Below are 17,548 nucleotides of genomic sequence, written 5' to 3' on the forward strand. Positions count from 1 at the left end.
AGCAAATATACACACAGCAATAATGCGAGAGCCGTGCTATGCAGATAATGATGGTGCGGGATGTTGAGATTAAATGTGGTGAGGTAATGAGAGAGTGAATAGATTAAGAGAGAGAATAATAGAAGTTCTTCAATGTAATCAGCTTACCACAGAAGAACTATATCACTTGTGCCACCCTGACTATTCAAGAAGTCAGGTTAGTTGCGTGATTGGTCACTTGGAAGCAGGTGGAATCATCAAGAAAAGCATTTGTGAATATTGGGAGCTAATCAATGAATAAATACACAGAACTATCTGACTTCGAGATTAATAAAAAGGTTGCTGAGGCGCTGGGGTTAATTTCCGAAGTAACACACTATGGCGTAGTTGCAAAGTCAAATAATAAAGACCACTGGTTTAAATTCGACCCATGCAATAACCCATCCGATGCAATGCCGATTATTATTGATAATAAGATATGCACCGCATTTGATGTATTTACAGAAGAACACGACGGCGGTAATTGGGTTGCTTCACCTGCGTATGGTTTCGCCAACGAAAGAACTAGAAGCAATAACTTATATCGTGCTGCCATGGAATTATTCCTGTTAATGAAGGATGCGGAGAATGAAGGCTGACTACGGAGGTAGCCATACACCAAAGGAATTGCGTGATAGATGGCAAACTCCCCTACCTTTATTTACAGCATTGGACGCTGAATTCGGCTTCTATTTAGATGCCGCCGCAGATAAAAATAACCACCTTTGTACTCATTACCTCACCGAAAAAGACGACTCGTTAAATTGTGACTGGGAAAGCTACGGAGCTATTTGGGTGAATCCTCCGTATAGCGAAATTCAGCCGTGGATTAATAAAGCCGCTGAGCAATGTAAAAAACAATTACAGCCCGTCGTAATGTTAATTCCGTCTGATACTTCCGTAGGCTGGTATGAGTCTGCATTAGAAACGGTTGATGTGGTTAGATTAATAACAGGCGGTCGAATATCATTTATTAATGCAGAAACAAAAAAACCAGTTAACGGAAATAATAAAGGCTCAATGTTTTTAATATGGCGACCGTACATTAAACCACGAAAGATAATTAGCACTGTTGATAGAGATGAATTAATGAATATCGGTAACCAAATATTAAATGAATGGAAAATAGCATAGGTGGCCTATGACACCACAGGAGCATGAAAACGGATTGCGAGCAGTGGCAAGGAAATGCCACACGGAACTGAAGGGATACAAAAAAATAACCAACGAAATATCAACCAAAACCCTACTCAAGCACCTTCCCGAATTCACTAAATATTTACCACCCGATAAGAAATTAAAGTACACACCTAATATGTGGCTCAATCACTATGTTATGACGATAGATAAGGAGATTAATGGTGACAGGAATAACCATATCTAGAAAAGAAGCAGCAGAAATAATTGGTATAACTGAAAACACACTATCACAGTGGTGCAAGCAAGGAATGATCGCATTCACAAAGAAAAACCCATTAAAGAAAAATTCCCCTTACTTATTCACTAGAGCAGCATGTATTGCAGCGGCCAACAAATCAATTCACACTATACCAGTGAACACTGGTGAGACAGGAGAAAGGAAACCATGTCAATATTCCAAAGAGCAAAAATCTGGTACGGGGATTACACGACGCCAAGCGGCAAGCGTATCAAGGAGTCTCTTGGCACAGCGAACAAGAAGCAAGCACAGGAGTTACACGACAAACGAAAGTCTGAATTGTGGCGCATAGAAAAGCTTGGTGACTTCCCTGATGTCACATTTGAGGAGGCGATTGTTCGTTGGATAGAGGAGAAAGCTGATAAAAAATCACTGGATGATGATAAAGGTCGGCTTTCCTTTTGGTTAGATCACTTCGAAGGTGTGAAGCTGAAAGATATTACAGAGGCAAAAATTTATGCAGCTGTAAGCAAGATGAGAAATAGGAAGGTTAGAGAGCGGTGGGAAAAGCAAGCTGAAGCAGCTAAGCGTAAGGGAAAGGAAATCCCTGCTTATTCAGAAGTACAAGTAACAACAGCTACCAAGGCAAAGCATTTGGCAATTATGAAGTCATTACTACGAACTGCTGAGCGCGAGTGGAAATGGCTGGAAAAGTCACCTGTTATTAAAGTGCCAACAGTGAGAGAAAAACGGGTTCGGTGGCTAGAACATCACGAAGCACAAAGGCTGATCCGCGAATGCCCTGAGCCACTGAAATCCGTAGTTATATTTGCTCTGGCTACTGGGCTGCGACGTTCCAATATAATCAATTTAGAGTGGAATCAGATTGATATGCAAAGAAAAGTCGCTTGGATAAATCCAGAGGAAAGCAAATCAGGTCAGGCTATCGGCGTGGCTTTAAATGATACATCTTGTCAGGTTCTCAAAGAGCAAATTGGAAATCACCACAAATGGGTCTTTGTTCATACCGAATCCAAAAAGAGACCAGACGGAACATTAACGCCAAGCGTTAGAAAAATGCGAGTTGATTCTAACACAGCATGGAGAGCCGCACTGAAAAGAGCAGGAATAGAAAACTTCCGCTTTCATGATTTACGGCATACATGGGCGAGTTGGTTAATTCAGTCTGGTGTGCCGCTTTCGGTTCTACAAGAAATGGGCGGCTGGGAATCAGTTGATATGGTGAGAAGATATGCACACTTAGCACCTAATCATTTAACTGAACATGCGAAGCAAATAGACACTATTTTTGGTAATTGCGTCCCAAATACGTCCCAGTTAGCAAAAGTGGAGAATTTTAAATGACGGTAAGTGATTGAAAATTAATGGTGCGCCCTACAGGATTCGAACCTGTGACCTACGGCTTAGAAGGCCGTTGCTCTATCCAACTGAGCTAAGGGCGCATTGTAAATGCGAACAGCCTATTAAGCTGATGGCGTTGGATTATACGGTTGCTGAGCGCCGAGTCAATGGCTTTTCGCTACTAAAATAACTATCTGCTCATTTTATGTTACAGATTGACCTGACATTGATGCTAAGTTCTGACAAAATAGACGCATCCCCGAGTCTCATATATGGATTAAGTTACAGATGTTAGCAAAAATTATTGATGGGAAAACGATTGCGCAGACCATAAGGCAAGAAGTTGCCCAAAAAGTACAGTTACGTTTATCTAAAGGTAAGCGTGCGCCCGGACTTGCTGTGATTTTAGTTGGCGCAAATCCAGCTTCACAAATTTATGTCGGCAGCAAACGTCGTGCCTGTGAAGAAGTCGGTTTTTTATCTCGCTCTTATGATTTACCCAACACGACATCAGAAGCAGAACTGTTGAAACTGATTGATGACTTGAACCAAGACTCACAAATTGATGGCATCTTAGTTCAGTTGCCACTCCCTGCGGGTATTGATAACGTCAAAGTTATTGAAAGAATCCATCCTGACAAAGATGTCGATGGTTTCCACCCTTATAATGTCGGTCGACTATGCCAACGAGCCCCTCGCCTGCGCCCGTGCACACCTAAAGGTATCGTCACCCTGCTTGAACGTTATGACATTAATACCTATGGGTTAAATGCGGTAATTGTTGGCGCTTCAAATATCGTTGGTCGTCCAATGAGCCTTGAATTATTATTAGCGGGCTGCACCACAACGGTAACTCACCGGTTTACCCAAAACTTAGAACAACATGTTCGCAACGCAGATTTACTCGTTGTTGCTGTTGGTAAGCCTAACTTTATACCGGGTGAGTGGATAAAACCGGGTGCAATAGTAGTTGATGTGGGCATTAACCGCTTAGACAACGGCAAAGTGACTGGCGATATTGATTTTGATGAAGCCTCGAAATTCGCCTCTTGGATAACCCCTGTACCGGGCGGTGTCGGGCCAATGACCGTCGCTACCCTTATCCAAAACACGCTGCAAGCGTGCGAAGAGTATCACGATATTTAATGAAATCTGGAGCAACAATGGAAATTTTCAATCTTGATGGGCATCCGCATGTTGAGTTATGCGATTTGCTAAAAATTCAAGGATGGGCAGAAAGCGGTGCAATGGCTAAAGCAATGATTGCGGCTGGTCAAGTAAAAGTTGACGATGTAATTGAAACACGTAAACGCTGCAAAATTTTAGCGGGAAAAATCGTTTCACTTGGTAGTGAAAAAATTAAAGTCCAAGACTAATTCACCTAGGGACTACTTTTTTCAACGTTAGTATTAGCATCTATTTGGTTGGTTATTGCTTAAATCATCTTTCACTGATTAATTAAACGCTATCATTGGCAATAATAAACTCGAAAAAACTAGTCCCAGAGTAAGCTGAAGCGTCATTCAGCTTACTCAACTTTTAACTAACCTCCCTATTTACCTCCCCTCCTCCCCCTGTATTTCCTGTATAAAATCGGTTATTTCTCACCTAGCGTAAGTCAATTTAAGTCTTTTAATTATTCAACATTCTCGCCTAAAAAAGCAAAATCAGTATTTCAGCTAAACTTCAGCCAGACTTCAGCTTTTTCAATTAACCAATTTTTAAAAATATAAATTTGCGCTAAAAATCTCTTTTTGCCAGCAAGATCTCATTTTTCATCCGCCTACTTCATAGACAAGCTTTATCGATTCAGCTATATTGTTAACGATAACACGTATAACAACTAATCAATTTGGCACGTTTTGTCTGAATTGGTTCTTAAAAAGAATAATCAGGAGAAATCATGTTTAACCTGTCAATTAAAGATATTCATCTTGCTGCCACCGCGCACAGCAAACAAGATGCAATTGAACAAATTGCAGCGGCACTAGCTGAAGCCGGATATGTTAAAAGCGGTTATGTTCAAGGCATGTTAGAAAGAGAAAACCAAGCGCCAACTTTCTTAGGTAATGGGATAGCTATCCCTCATGGCACAGTAGATACGCGCTCTCAAGTATTGAAAACGGGTTTTGCTGTATTTCAGTTTCCTCAAGGAATCGACTGGGGTGAAGGCCAAATCGCTTATATTGTCATCGGTATTGCCGCACAATCTGACGAGCACTTAACACTATTGCGTCAATTAACACACATTATTAGCGATGAAAATATTGCCCAGGAAATGGCAAAAACAAATTCCGTGGAAACGTTAAGAAGCTTACTTATGGGGGAAAGTCAGATTCAGCCTCTTAAATTTGATGACACCATGGTTACCCTGAATATTGATACTAATAATATCAATGCGTTAAAAATGCAAAATATTATTAGCTTACAAAACTCAGAATCTATTAGCACTGATTTTATCACTCGAGTATTAACTGAAACCCCCTATTACTTAGGCCAGAGCATTTGGTTGAGTGATAGTGTCACTGGTAATATTCACAGTGCCATTGCGTTATCAACGGTAAAAAACGAATTCACGTATCAAAATAACCCTGTTAAAGGTTTAATTACTATTTCCTATGCAAATAGTCAGGTTGATGATTTTTTATTTAAAATCAATCAATTATTACAAAATAAAAAAATAAATGATTTATTTAAAATAGATAACGTTGATAACCTTATCTCACTCTTTTGTGCCCAAAATGATAACCAAGAAAGCGACACATCAGAACAAAATGCCGTGACAGAAGAGTTTATTGTTCATAATCCACATGGACTTCACACACGTCCTAGTACCATGCTAGTCAGCAATATTAAAAAGTTCAAAAGCGCAATCACTGTAAGTAATCTCGATGGCACCGCCACCCCTGTAAATGGACGAAGCTTGATGAAAATCGTCAGTTTAGGCGCTAAATGTGGTCACCGCCTGCGTATTCATGCTGAAGGTGCTGACGCCCAAGAAGCGATATCCGCGATCGGTAATGCCATTAATTCAGGTCTTGGAGAGGAAATAGCATGAACAGGAGAGTTGCAACCATCACTTTAAACCCGGCTTATGATTTGGTTGGCTTACTGCCTGAAATTGATACTGGTGAAGTGAATCTGGTTAAAACCGCAGGACTTCATGCGGCAGGGAAAGGTATTAATGTGGCTAAGGTTCTAAAAAACCTTGGTATTGATGTCACTGTTGGCGGCTTTTTAGGTAAAGAAAATCAAGACGGTTTTCAAAAAGTGTTTAGTGAAACCGGCATTGCCAATCGCTTTCAAATTGTAGAAGGTCGAACACGCATTAATGTAAAGTTAACTGAAAAAAGCGGTCATGTGACCGACTTTAATTTTTCAGGCTTCAAAGTCACGAAAGCAGATTGGCAACGTTTTGTCGCTGACTCACTCAGTTGGGCGGGCCAATTCGATATGATTTGTGTCAGCGGCAGTATTCCTGAAGGTGTTGATCTCGAAGATTTCACTAAATGGATGCTACGCCTACGTAATGAATGTATGTGCGTTATTTTTGATAGTAGCCGTGAATCTTTTGTTGCTGGCTTAAAATCCTCACCTTGGCTAGTCAAACCAAATCACCGCGAATTAGAAATCTGGGCAGGTAAACCACTACCGACACATAAAGATGTCGTGGAAGCCGCGAATCAATTACGCAGCCAAGGCATTGCCCATGTTGTTATCTCCTTAGGTGCAGAAGGAGCAATGTGGGTAAATTCATCTGGCGCATGGTTTGCTAAACCACCTCATTGTGAGGTTATCAGTACTGTTGGTGCCGGAGATTCAATGGTTGGCGGTCTAATTTATGGTCTGATGATGCGACAAACCAGTGAACATACGCTGCGCTTAGCAACTGCAATTTCCGCTCTTGCCGTTTCCCAACCGAATGTCGGTATCACAGATAGAACGCAGCTAGCTCGCATGATGGCGCGTATTGATTTGCAACCTTTCACGTTGTAGTGAGGATAAACATAATGAAACTATGGATTACTGCAAATAATCAGCAAGGCCCCGCAGCGATAAAGCTTGCCTTTGATGCACTAAAAAGTGCGCTTTCCACGCAAGATATGTCGATTACCGATAAAGCAGCAGATGCTGATGTGGTTATTATTTTTGGGGACGAGCTGCCTGAAAATTTTGAAGCTCTGGATAAAAAAATCTATTTTGGCCATCCTGATGAAGCCATCAGACAGCCTACCGAATTTTTAGCTAAAGCAAAAGCTGAAGCCACAATAATAGAATCAACAACATCCGCACAAACAAATTCAAAAACGCTTTCTGTCCTTGCGGTTACCGCTTGCCCCACAGGGGTTGCTCATACTTATATGTCCGCTGAAGCGCTCGAAGCTGAAGCTAAAAAACGTGGCTGGAAAATCAAAGTTGAAACTCGCGGTTCTGTCGGTGTCGGTAATGAGATCACGGCAGAAGATATTGACCAAGCTGATTTGGTGATCGTTGCTGCGGATATTGAAGTGAATGTCGACAAGTTTGCAGGCAAACGCATGTATCGCACCTCCACCAGCGCTGCACTCAAGAAGACCGCCCAAGAGATGGATAAAGCACTGAAGGAGGCGACGGTATTTAGCGCTCAAAGTACTGCTAATTCTGAAACACATTCACAAGGTGAAAAACGCGGTGTCTATAAGCATTTACTGACTGGCGTTTCCTATATGTTACCGATGGTGGTCGCTGGGGGTCTTTGTACTGCGCTGTCATTCGCTTTCGGCTTAGACTCGGCTCAAGTACAAGGTACTTTGGCTTGGGCGCTTAAAGTTATCGGTGGTGATACCGCTCTCGGCTTAATGGTGCCAGTGCTTTCCGCTTATATTGCTTACTCAATAGCCGATAGAACCGGTTTAACCCCTGGTTTAGTCGGCGGTGCCCTTGCCGTCACCTTAGGTGCAGGTTTTCTTGGCGGGATAGTGTCAGGATTTTTAGCCGGTTACTGTGCACTATTTCTTAGCACAAAAATTAAATTGCCACAGTCAATGGCGGCATTAAAGCCAATTTTAATTATACCGTTACTATCCACATTAATTACCGGACTGGCGATGATCTATGTCATCGGTCAACCCGCTGCATTTTTAATGCTTAAGCTAACAACATGGTTGATCTCAATCCAAGGCACTAATGCCATTATTTTAGGGGCTATTTTAGGTGCCATGATGTGTACGGATATGGGTGGACCAATTAATAAAGCCGCTTATGCTTTTGGTGTGAGTTTATTAAGTTCGCAAACCTATGCTCCAATGGCCGCCATTATGGCCGCAGGTATGGTACCACCACTAGCAATGGGGCTCTCAACATTACTTGCTCGCCATAAATTTGTGCAAGCTGAGCGAGAAGCGGGTAAAGCATCCTTTGTTTTAGGCTTATGTTTTATTTCTGAGGGGGCAATTCCATTCGCCGCTAAAGACCCCATCCGTGTGCTCCCAGTTTGTATTATCGGTGGAGCGATAACAGGTGCGTTATCCATGTTCTTTGGTATTCAATTAATGGCGCCACATGGTGGTTTATTCGTGCTGCTAATACCCGAGGCGGTTAACCATGTTCTGATGTATTTATTCGCGATTATTGCCGGTACGTTGGTTTCAGGTATTTTGTATGCTTTGATTAAAAAAGCCAGCTCACCAGAAGCGGAACAAGAAATGGCAAGTATCGCTTAATATATTGTGAATAAAAATATTTGATTCCCCCTTAATTGGGGGATTTTTAATAGGTATATCTGTTTATTGTTAAACTAGCTTATCCGTCTTCATGATTTTTTCAACTTCCTGTAATGTATGATGCTGTTCTCTAGTCTGAACCATAGTTGGTGTACCACTTTCACGTAAATCTAAGATAATTTCTGTTGCTGATAATGTATTTTCTGATTTCATTAATTGCATTGCACCAACAACCAATCCTGTACGACCAACACCAGCTTTACAGTGAATCAAAGGAAGTTGTTCTCTTAGGTTATTCTCTTTGTTTCTATTACTTGTGGCCCATCCATTTAACTTTGTTTTAGTCATTAAATTAACTTCTTTTGCTAAAGCGACTACATCCATTGCTTTTACTGTTGTTTTATCTTCCCAATTAGTGACATGACTCACCGGTATATAATGATTTTTTTTAATACCATCTTGGGCATAACTTATTTTCATTTTATAACGTTCAATGATTAACTCCCCCTTCTTAATAGTGATATGTTTATTAGGGCGAGTGACAGTTACCTCAAAAGCTCCACTTTTTTTATTTTCCATAAAATAGGCTGGGAGTTTGCCTTTTATTATATCATTTTTTGACGCTAAAATCAGTATGGCGGGAACTTTATTATCCACAATCATTCGAATATGGTTTTCTAATTTTTTACTATCTTCTATAGGATACTGAGAGCGAATAGCAATATTTTCACCATTAATTTGCAAATGATTAGCCGGTAAGCCTATTTTTTTATTTAGTTCATCAATGATATGTACTTGAGTTTTTTTAGCTGTGGGTATATCACTATACCGAGCGCCAAGAACACCATTACTTTTATTTACATAAACAATTTTTTGATCGGTAATCCTTTGGCTTGTCATAGCCTTTAATTGTTCAAAACTTAGCTGTTCATCTAGTGCCAGAAGAGAATTACTTGGTCCTTGAGTTAAAGCGATAGCTTCATAATTTTGGGATGCTGTTGACCTAATATTCTGAGTATCAGTTGGTACATGTTGTTTTCTGATTCCAATTACCTTATCAATAATCGAATGGCTCCATTGTTTTAATGTGTTAATGGCACTTTGTATTTTCGATAAAAATGGTGTTTTTATCGTTGTATTTTTAACAGACTTCATATTCGCCAATAAAGTTGGAGGTGCAGTCTTTTGCTCTTTAACACCAGCAATATCATCTGTAAATTCAGTAGAATGAGGCAAAGAAGTAACTTGTGCTATAACAGCTTGTTTTTTAAATACATTCACGATCAACTATCTCAAATAATAATTAACTTGTTTATTACTTAATCTTATTATTCATTATAGGAATAATTGTTTCTTTCAAATTTAGCCATAAATTAGTTATGACCATACAGAAGTGACAAGAATCGATCTCAGTTTAAATTACGATGGATTATCAATAAATTTTCACCTACTCCTTCGAACCAGCGCGCCTAAATCAATTTAGCATTAAATTTTAATTTTAATAATATTATTAAATAACTTTATTAATCACACTAAAACTTTCAAAAAAAGTATCAGCTTTATTACTTTTAAAAGAAAGTGCAAATAGCTCTTTTTTTGGTTCTGGAAGTTTCCTCTCATAACCAGATTGTGGTAAAGATAGTTTTTTCCGATTATTTATTGTTTCCGTTATGTGGCCTAATAGATTTTGTTTATCATCTTCATTTAAATAGGAAACATCCAACCAATTAACAACATGAATAACGGGTATTGACGTAACCACCTTGTCACCACCAAGTGTAATATTGTAGTTATCGATAGCCAATCGGCCTATATTCTGAGTATTTGAAGTTTTAACGGAAAGAATATTGATATCGCCATATTTTTTAAATTTTTCACCTTGAAAAAAGATAGGTGCATGAGCGTCATCACACGTTTTTTCCTCAAGTTCTGTATTTGTAGCTAAAATTATCAATGCACTTGGTGCCTCATTGAGTAATATTTTTAAATATTGTTCAGTATATTTAGACGCACTTAAAAGCTCATTCGATTTTCTTATTAAATTTTCTTTGTTTATAATGGATAGGCCATTTTCTTTTTTATTCACAACACTAATATCTTTAGCGAAATCATTACCTTCATCCTTAATATAGCTAATAAAACTGGGTTTTAAGGTTGTCATAGATGAAGCATGTTTATTAATAATGCAATGAATAAATCGATGCCATAAATTAATCATCTGATTTTTTAATCCACGAAAACAAGAAGGTCTATTAATATTGGTATTTTTCACCGATGTTATACTCATATTTTGCTGAGCATCACTATTTTGTCGATTTTCATTTTGTAGGGGCATATTAACTGGAGATCTACCTAATAAACTGGCCGCTGTTGTCATAACTTTGTTCCCTTATATCAAATAATTGCAGATTGTATGTAATTCATACACATTATTTGACAACAAAATAATTATTTCTTGCAGATTTAGAAACTAACCAAGCTATCCCAATGAGCATACACAAGTATGTGATTCGGGTAGCCGAGTGAAACCAACGACACTAAAACTGATATGTTATTTACACACAATATTTGAGAAGAAAATAATTATTTCTTGTTCTTGAAGGTTTGAAGGTTTTATAAAACCATTAGCTATTTTTTATCATTTATGACCATTGAATACGCTAAATAATTCATACTGTGGGTAGACGGCAAGTAAGGGAATTTCAGGGTATACATAAGTATATTATTCAGGTAGCCAAATGGAACTAACAAAACTATTAATGACTTTTAATAAATTATATCCATTAAATACTCAAAATAGTTCGAGTTGTAGCAAGGCGGTAAACAAGGCTATCCCGATGAGCATACACAAGTATGTGATTCGGGTAGCCGAGTGAAACCAACGCTGCTACAGCTTGAAATATGATGAGTATTTTTATTTACGGCGCCAAATCGTGCCAGCAGTGCTATCTTCCAGTACAATCCCCATGGCAGTTAGCTCATCACGCGCCACGTCCGCTAATGCCCATTCTTTATTCTTACGCGCATCATTACGTTGCTTAATTAACGCTTCGATTTTAGCCACTTCAGCGTCATCTTCCGTTTGTGCGCCGCCTTTCAAAAAGGTTTCCGGATCTTGCTCTAAAAGACCTAATACCCCCGAAAGCTCACGCAACTGAGCAGCCATACCGTTTGCCGCAGCCATATCTTCAGCTTTTAAGCGGTTAATCTCACGTACCATATCAAACAGTGCGGAATAAGCTTCTGGGGTATTAAAATCGTCATTCATTGCGGCACAAAAACGGGCTTTAAACTCCTCACCACCTTTAGGAGTCGCTGTTTTATCCGTTCCGCGTAAAGCCGTATACAGTCGCTCTAACGCAGTACGTGCTTGCTTTAAGTTTTCTTCTGTATAGTTAAGCTGGCTGCGATAATGACCAGATAATAAGAAATAACGCACTGTTTCAGCATCGTAATACGCTAATACATCACGGATCGTAAAAAAGTTATCGAGAGATTTAGACATTTTCTCTCTATCGACCATCACCATACCCGAGTGCATCCAATAATTAACATAAGGACCATCATGGGCGCAGGTGGATTGAGCGATTTCATTTTCATGATGTGGGAACATTAAATCAGAACCTCCACCATGAATATCAAAATGATGACCAAGGGATTTGCTATTCATTGCAGAACATTCAATGTGCCAGCCTGGACGGCCTAAGCCCCAAGGTGATTCCCAGCTTGGTTCACCTTCTTTCGACATTTTCCATAATACAAAATCCATTGGATTACGTTTTACATCAGCGACTTCAACACGCGCACCTGCTTGTAATTGGTCTAAATCTTGGCGAGATAATAACCCGTAATCTGGGTCAGTTTTTACTTCAAACATCACATCGCCATTTTCAGCGACGTAGGCGTGGCCGCGCTGAATTAAACTTTGGGTTAATTCGATAATTTCTTCAATGTGCCTTGTCGCTCGAGGCTCACTATCTGGACGCAGAATATTTAATGCATCAAAATCTTTATGCATTTCAGCTAACATACGTGTCGTTAACGCTTCAACAGTTTCATTATTTTCTGCTGCACGCTTAATAATTTTATCGTCAATATCCGTTACATTACGCACATAATTTAAATCGTAACCTAAATAACGTAAATAACGGCTAATTGCATCAAAAGCAACAAAGGTACGTCCGTGACCAATATGGCACAGATCGTAAATGGTGATGCCACACACGTACATCCCAATTTTCCCTGAGTGGATGGGCTTAAATTCTTCTTTTTGACGACTTAGTGTGTTGTAAATTTGTAGCATCTGAATTTTTCCATTTGTTAGCACAATATGTGTTATTTATCATTTAGTTGAAACATGTCACAGATTAAGGCAGCGATCATATCTCATGACTTAAAATACTTCGGATCGCCACAAGGCGAAAAGTTGAACGATAACCACGATATCCACATTAGCTATCTGTGAATAAAAATACCATGATATTGAACCCCGATCACCCCCAGAATGCAAGGTATTGAACAGGGTTTATTCCCCGATACTGGACTTATTTTGCGCACAATAAAATTTTTACAAAATGCGCTGTCGCTTCAAGTCAGGTTTCATCTGTGATATAAACTTTCTGATCTCAACGCTTTCATCAGAGAGCGCATAAAAAACAATTATTCAGGATAGCTATTATGGTTACATTTCATACAAATCACGGTGACATTGTTATTAAAACTTTTAACGACGAAGCACCAGTAACTGTCGAAAACTTCTTAGCTTACTGCCGCGAAGGCTTTTACAATAATACCATTTTCCACCGTGTTATTAACGGTTTCATGGTTCAGGGCGGTGGTTTTGAGCCTGGCATGAAACAAAAAGACACGAAAGCCATGATTAAAAATGAAGCCAACAACGGTTTAAAAAATACCCGTGGTACATTGGCGATGGCACGTACTAATGATCCACACTCTGCAACTGCACAATTTTTTATTAACGTTGCAGACAATGACTTCTTGAACTTCCGTTCAGAGCGCCCTGATGGTTGGGGTTACTGTGTATTCGCTGAAGTTGTTGAAGGTATGGACGTTGTTGACAAGATCAAAGGCGTAGCAACGGGTCGTAGTGGTCACCACCAAGACGTACCACGCGAAGACGTTCTGATCGAAAAAGTGACTATCAGCGAGTAATCTCAGAAGATATGTCCACTTACATCATTGCAGATTTACATCTGAGTGAAGATGAACCGGCGATCACCGCCGGTTTTATCCATTTTATTCAGCAGCAAGCTATCCACGCTGAGCGCTTATACATACTCGGTGATTTTTTCAATTATTGGATTGGCGATGATGACGATAATCCGCTTCACCTACAGGTAGCTCAAGCGCTAAAACAACTGACTGAGCGCGGTATCCCTTGCTATTTCATTCATGGAAATCGTGATTTTTTAATTGGTCAACGTTATGCTAAACAGTGCGGTATGACTATCTTACCTCAAGAAACATTGTTAGAACTGTATGGTAAACGAATATTGATTTTACACGGCGATACCCTGTGTATTGATGATGCAGCCTATCAAAATTACCGTAAAAAAGTACATACACCTTGGATACAAAAGCTCTTTCTCACTCTACCCTTGTTTATTCGCCGCCGAATTGCACAAAAAATGCGCAGTGATAGCCAGCACGCGAGCAGTATGAAATCTGAGTCGATCATGGATGTTAATCCACAAGCCGTCATTACTGAGATGCAAAAATATCATGCTGACTGGATGATCCACGGACACACCCACCGTCCTGCTATCCATGAAATTGCCATTAATGACAAACCACATTATCGAGGTGTGCTCGGTGCATGGCATCAAGAAGGCTCTGCATTTGTGATTAATGAACAAGGTATTGAGCTCATTTTTTTCCCATTCTGATTAATTTATCTCTCATTATTTTTATCGTTTACGCCTACTGTTAGCTTAAAAAAACAACCACGCAAACGTTTTCCTTACCGCATTACCATGATATGATCGACTTAATTCCATTTCCCACCTTACCGGTGATATTTTTTAAATACAGGGAAGCACTAAATGACTGCCCAAGTTCCTGCTCAATCTGCGGCAAAAATCGCCATTGTTATGGGTTCTAAAAGTGATTGGACAACCATGCAGCATGCTGCTGATGTGTTGACTGAACTGCAACTGCCTTTTCATGTTGAAATTGTCTCCGCTCATCGCACGCCCGATAAACTGTTTTCATTTGCAGAACAGGCTAAAAAAAACGGCTTTGATGTGATCATTGCAGGTGCAGGTGGAGCGGCACATTTACCCGGTATGTTAGCAGCGAAAACCCTCGTGCCTATTCTAGGCGTTCCTGTACAAAGTGCTGCACTTAGTGGAGTTGATAGCCTGTATTCTATCGTGCAAATGCCAAAGGGCATTCCTGTTGGCACCTTAGCAATAGGGAAAGCAGGAGCCGCAAACGCCGCACTATTAGCGGCACAAATTTTGGCGATAACCAATCCGGATATTTTTAAACGCTTATCAGCATGGCGTGAAACACAAACTCAAGATGTGCTAAATAACCCAGATCCACGGGAGGCATAATGAAACCAGTTTGTGTCTTAGGAAATGGTCAGCTTGGTCGTATGTTGCGTCAAGCCGGTGAACCGCTGGGAATAGCTGTCTTTCCAGTAGGCTTAGATGCGGAACCAGAAGCCGTTCCTTATCAACAAAGCGTGATCACCGCAGAAATTGAACGTTGGCCAGAAACCCCCTTAACCAAAGAATTAGCCCGTCATAATGCGTTTATTAACCGTGATATTTTTCCACGTTTAGCAGACAGATCCCCACAAAAAAACTTATATGATTCATTGCAACTTGCCACCGCCCCTTGGGCTTTACTTGAATCCCCTGATCAATGGCCTGAATTATTTGCCACATTAGGTGACTTTCTGATTGTAAAACGCCGCACTGGTGGCTATGACGGCCGTGGGCAGTGGCGTGTAAGACCCGGCGATGAAACTGATTTACCTGCTGAAATTTATGGTGAATGTATTGTCGAACAAGGCATTCCCTTTGATGCCGAAGTCTCTATTATTGGTGCTCGAAACCGAGCCGGAAAATCTGTTTTTTACCCAATTACACATAATCTTCATCAAGAAGGTATTTTACGCACCAGTGTCGCCTTCCCTAAATCAAGCAATGCCCACCAGCAAAAAGCACAATCGATGTTGAGCGCTGTCATGGATGAACTTGATTATATTGGTGTGATGGCAATGGAATGTTTTGTCGTCGGCGATAAATTACTCATTAATGAGATTGCACCACGGGTGCATAATAGCGGCCACTGGACACAAAATGGCGCATCTATCAGCCAGTTTGAGTTACATTTACGCGCTATTTTAGATTTACCCATGCCCTCCCCTGAAGTCGAGAGCCCAGCAGTAATGGTTAATTTAATTGGAACCTACGTAAATGCTGACTGGCTAAGCTTGCCATTAGTTCATCTACACTGGTATGAAAAAGAAGTACGCCCAGTACGCAAAGTGGGACATTTAAACCTGTCTCACCATGATTGCGACAAACTCACTTCAACACTTGATGCACTAACAACTTTGCTGCCAAATGAGTATAAAAGTGGCATTGAGTGGGCAAAAGTAAAATTAGACTGGTACTCTCGCCAATAAATAGCGAAAATAGCCCCTATTCGATGCCCGAATATTTAATTTCGGGCATTTTGTTATTTTTGCCGTACTCCTGTTGATAATAAATATCAAAATATAAAGGCATACGGTTTTACTGGAGCCGACATGCCAGACGTACAAGCCGCACCCTCTCCAACTTTTAGCCCTTTCTATCAATGGAGCATTTTAGTTCTATTAGGGATGGTTTATTTTTTAGCTACTGCGACCACATTCACCTCTTTAGGCGTGGTATTGCCCGGGATGATAGAAGAACTAAAATGGAGCTGGACGGAAGCAGGGTTTGGTTTTACTTTGCTTGGATTAACCTGTGGGCTAGCCAGTTTCTTGCCTTCTTTACTCATTCGTAAGGTGGGTGTCCGCTTAACATTATTGCTAGGCACGTTATTCTTTATTGCCGGTTTCTATAATCTCTATTCTACCGAAATCATCAGCACTTACTTTCTTGGTACCGCCTTAATTGGGGTAGGTTTCACCTTACTTGCCACGGTGCCAGGCACCTATGTACTTTCCCGCTTATTTGAAAAGCAATCTTTAGCATTCGGTCTTTATTTTACGATTGGTGGTTTAGGCGGCGTGGCAGGGCCTTGGATCTATTTTTATGCCTCTAATCAACTCGGTTCTTGGCGGATGCATTGGGTACTGTGTGCGATTTACTTGAGTGTCATTACATTAGTCACCATCTTGATGCTGCGCGAAGGTAAAAAAGAACAAGCTCACGCCAAAATGGTGATGCAAAAACAAGTCAGCAATGCCAACAAACCTGTTTATCGAACAAATCAGGTTTGGACCGTAGGCCGAGCACTACGTACTTGGCAATTTTATTTAATTGCCGCAACTTACACTTCATTTTTATGGTGTGGTATTACCGTCAATAGCTTTGCGGTCGCGCATATTGAAGAACGAGGGTTTAGTATGACGGTAGCGGTGTCATTACTCAGCACCATGGCTTTCGTAAATGCATTTTCTCGATTTATTGGTGGTGCCGCTGGCGAATGGCTAGAACCTAAAAAGTTACTGATTGGTAGTTTAATTATTATGGTATTGGGTGTGGTTTTCTTAAGTATTGCTACTTCTTGGTTCTGGTTGATTTTATTTGTTATTTTTGTTGGTATTGGCTATGGCATGACTTTTTTAGCATCCAGTGTCTTATTGTCTAACTATTTCGGTCGCGGCCCTTATTTAGAACTTTTTTCCATCGTTAATTTATTTTCCACGATTGCCTGTTTAGCCCCTTTCATTGCAGGTGCAGTAAAAGATTATACTGGCAGTTTCACGCCTGCATTTTTGATTATTGCAGCGCCGGTTATTGTGATTTTGTTACTAACATTACGAATGAAGCCCCCAACTTTAAATCACTCATAATATATAATTCAAATAGTTAACTAGCGATATCCCGATGAGCATACATAA

General features: G+C 40.2%; 16 protein-coding genes and 1 tRNA gene. 13 read left to right on the plus strand and 4 right to left on the minus strand.

The window, feature by feature from the left end; genetic code table 11:
* The first annotated feature begins 272 nt into the window (after positions 1-272).
* From DD649_RS06195 to DD649_RS06205, 3 genes are all read left to right on the plus strand, one after another.
* A complete protein-coding gene (locus DD649_RS06195; RefSeq protein WP_336429585.1) occupies positions 273-617 on the plus strand; it encodes a phage protein NinX family protein in 345 nt (114 codons plus the stop codon).
* Positions 607-1,152: a phage N-6-adenine-methyltransferase gene (locus DD649_RS06200; protein WP_294104739.1), complete on the plus strand. Its 546-nt coding sequence runs from the start codon at positions 607-609 to the stop codon at positions 1,150-1,152. Before DD649_RS06195 ends, DD649_RS06200 begins: the two co-directional genes overlap by 11 nt.
* 451 nt (positions 1,153-1,603) lie before the next feature.
* Complete coding sequence (locus DD649_RS06205) at positions 1,604-2,761, plus strand: site-specific integrase (RefSeq protein ID WP_336429587.1); 1,158 nt, start codon at positions 1,604-1,606, stop codon at positions 2,759-2,761.
* A gap of 21 nt (positions 2,762-2,782) precedes the next feature.
* Here the strand turns inward: DD649_RS06205 and DD649_RS06210 are convergent.
* Positions 2,783-2,859: transfer RNA gene (locus DD649_RS06210), tRNA-Arg, on the minus strand.
* A gap of 187 nt (positions 2,860-3,046) precedes the next feature.
* Here DD649_RS06210 and folD point away from each other — a divergent pair.
* The 5 genes from folD (at position 3,047) to fruA (ending at position 8,460) form a co-directional block, all read left to right on the plus strand.
* Complete coding sequence (gene folD / locus DD649_RS06215; RefSeq protein WP_294104743.1) at positions 3,047-3,904, plus strand: bifunctional methylenetetrahydrofolate dehydrogenase/methenyltetrahydrofolate cyclohydrolase FolD; 858 nt, start codon at positions 3,047-3,049, stop codon at positions 3,902-3,904.
* A 17-nt stretch (positions 3,905-3,921) separates the two neighbouring features.
* Positions 3,922-4,134: a ribosome-associated protein YbcJ gene (gene ybcJ, locus DD649_RS06220; protein ID WP_294104745.1), complete on the plus strand. Its 213-nt coding sequence runs from the start codon at positions 3,922-3,924 to the stop codon at positions 4,132-4,134.
* Positions 4,135-4,661: 527 nt separating this feature from the next.
* Positions 4,662-5,816: a fused PTS fructose transporter subunit IIA/HPr protein gene (gene fruB / locus DD649_RS06225; protein WP_336429590.1), complete on the plus strand. Its 1,155-nt coding sequence runs from the start codon at positions 4,662-4,664 to the stop codon at positions 5,814-5,816.
* Positions 5,813-6,754, plus strand: a complete 942-nt coding sequence (fruK, locus tag DD649_RS06230; protein ID WP_294104749.1) for a 1-phosphofructokinase — start codon at positions 5,813-5,815, stop codon at positions 6,752-6,754. The genes fruB and fruK overlap by 4 nt, the downstream gene beginning before the upstream one ends.
* A gap of 14 nt (positions 6,755-6,768) precedes the next feature.
* Positions 6,769-8,460 (plus strand): PTS fructose transporter subunit IIBC, encoded by a 1,692-nt coding sequence (fruA, locus tag DD649_RS06235; RefSeq protein ID WP_294104751.1) that lies wholly within the window; start codon positions 6,769-6,771, stop codon positions 8,458-8,460.
* 69 nt (positions 8,461-8,529) lie between these two features.
* On the opposite strand, the gene DD649_RS06240 is transcribed toward fruA, so the two are convergent.
* The 3 genes from DD649_RS06240 to cysS all read right to left on the minus strand — a co-directional run bounded on the left by DD649_RS06240 (position 8,530) and on the right by cysS (position 12,763).
* A complete protein-coding gene (locus DD649_RS06240; RefSeq protein ID WP_294104753.1) occupies positions 8,530-9,741 on the minus strand; it encodes a protein-tyrosine phosphatase family protein in 1,212 nt (403 codons plus the stop codon).
* Between the two features lie 229 nt (positions 9,742-9,970).
* Positions 9,971-10,837, minus strand: coding sequence for a hypothetical protein (locus DD649_RS06245; RefSeq protein WP_294104755.1), 867 nt, complete (start codon positions 10,835-10,837; stop codon positions 9,971-9,973).
* 537 nt (positions 10,838-11,374) lie between these two features.
* A complete protein-coding gene (gene cysS, locus DD649_RS06250) occupies positions 11,375-12,763 on the minus strand; it encodes a cysteine--tRNA ligase (protein WP_294104756.1) in 1,389 nt (462 codons plus the stop codon).
* Between the two features lie 374 nt (positions 12,764-13,137).
* Between cysS and ppiB the strand changes: the two genes are divergently transcribed.
* From ppiB to DD649_RS06275, 5 genes are all read left to right on the plus strand, one after another.
* Positions 13,138-13,632, plus strand: a complete 495-nt coding sequence (gene ppiB / locus DD649_RS06255) for a peptidylprolyl isomerase B (protein WP_294104757.1) — start codon at positions 13,138-13,140, stop codon at positions 13,630-13,632.
* A gap of 11 nt (positions 13,633-13,643) precedes the next feature.
* Positions 13,644-14,366 carry a UDP-2,3-diacylglucosamine diphosphatase gene (gene lpxH / locus DD649_RS06260; protein ID WP_336429595.1) on the plus strand — a complete coding sequence of 241 codons (723 nt, stop codon included), beginning with the start codon at positions 13,644-13,646 and terminating at the stop codon, positions 14,364-14,366.
* A gap of 156 nt (positions 14,367-14,522) precedes the next feature.
* A complete protein-coding gene (purE, locus tag DD649_RS06265; protein ID WP_294104761.1) occupies positions 14,523-15,038 on the plus strand; it encodes a 5-(carboxyamino)imidazole ribonucleotide mutase in 516 nt (171 codons plus the stop codon).
* Entirely contained in the window at positions 15,038-16,120 is a 1,083-nt protein-coding gene (gene purK, locus DD649_RS06270) for a 5-(carboxyamino)imidazole ribonucleotide synthase (protein ID WP_294104782.1), read from the plus strand. Before purE ends, purK begins: the two co-directional genes overlap by 1 nt.
* Positions 16,121-16,243: 123 nt before the next feature.
* The gene (locus DD649_RS06275) at positions 16,244-17,500 is read left to right on the plus strand and encodes an MFS transporter (protein WP_294104786.1); all 1,257 of its coding nucleotides are present in this window, start codon (positions 16,244-16,246) and stop codon (positions 17,498-17,500) included.
* Positions 17,501-17,548 lie beyond the last annotated feature (48 nt).

This window comes from Providencia sp., from assembly GCF_003533305.1.
Lineage (GTDB): Bacteria > Pseudomonadota > Gammaproteobacteria > Enterobacterales > Enterobacteriaceae > Providencia.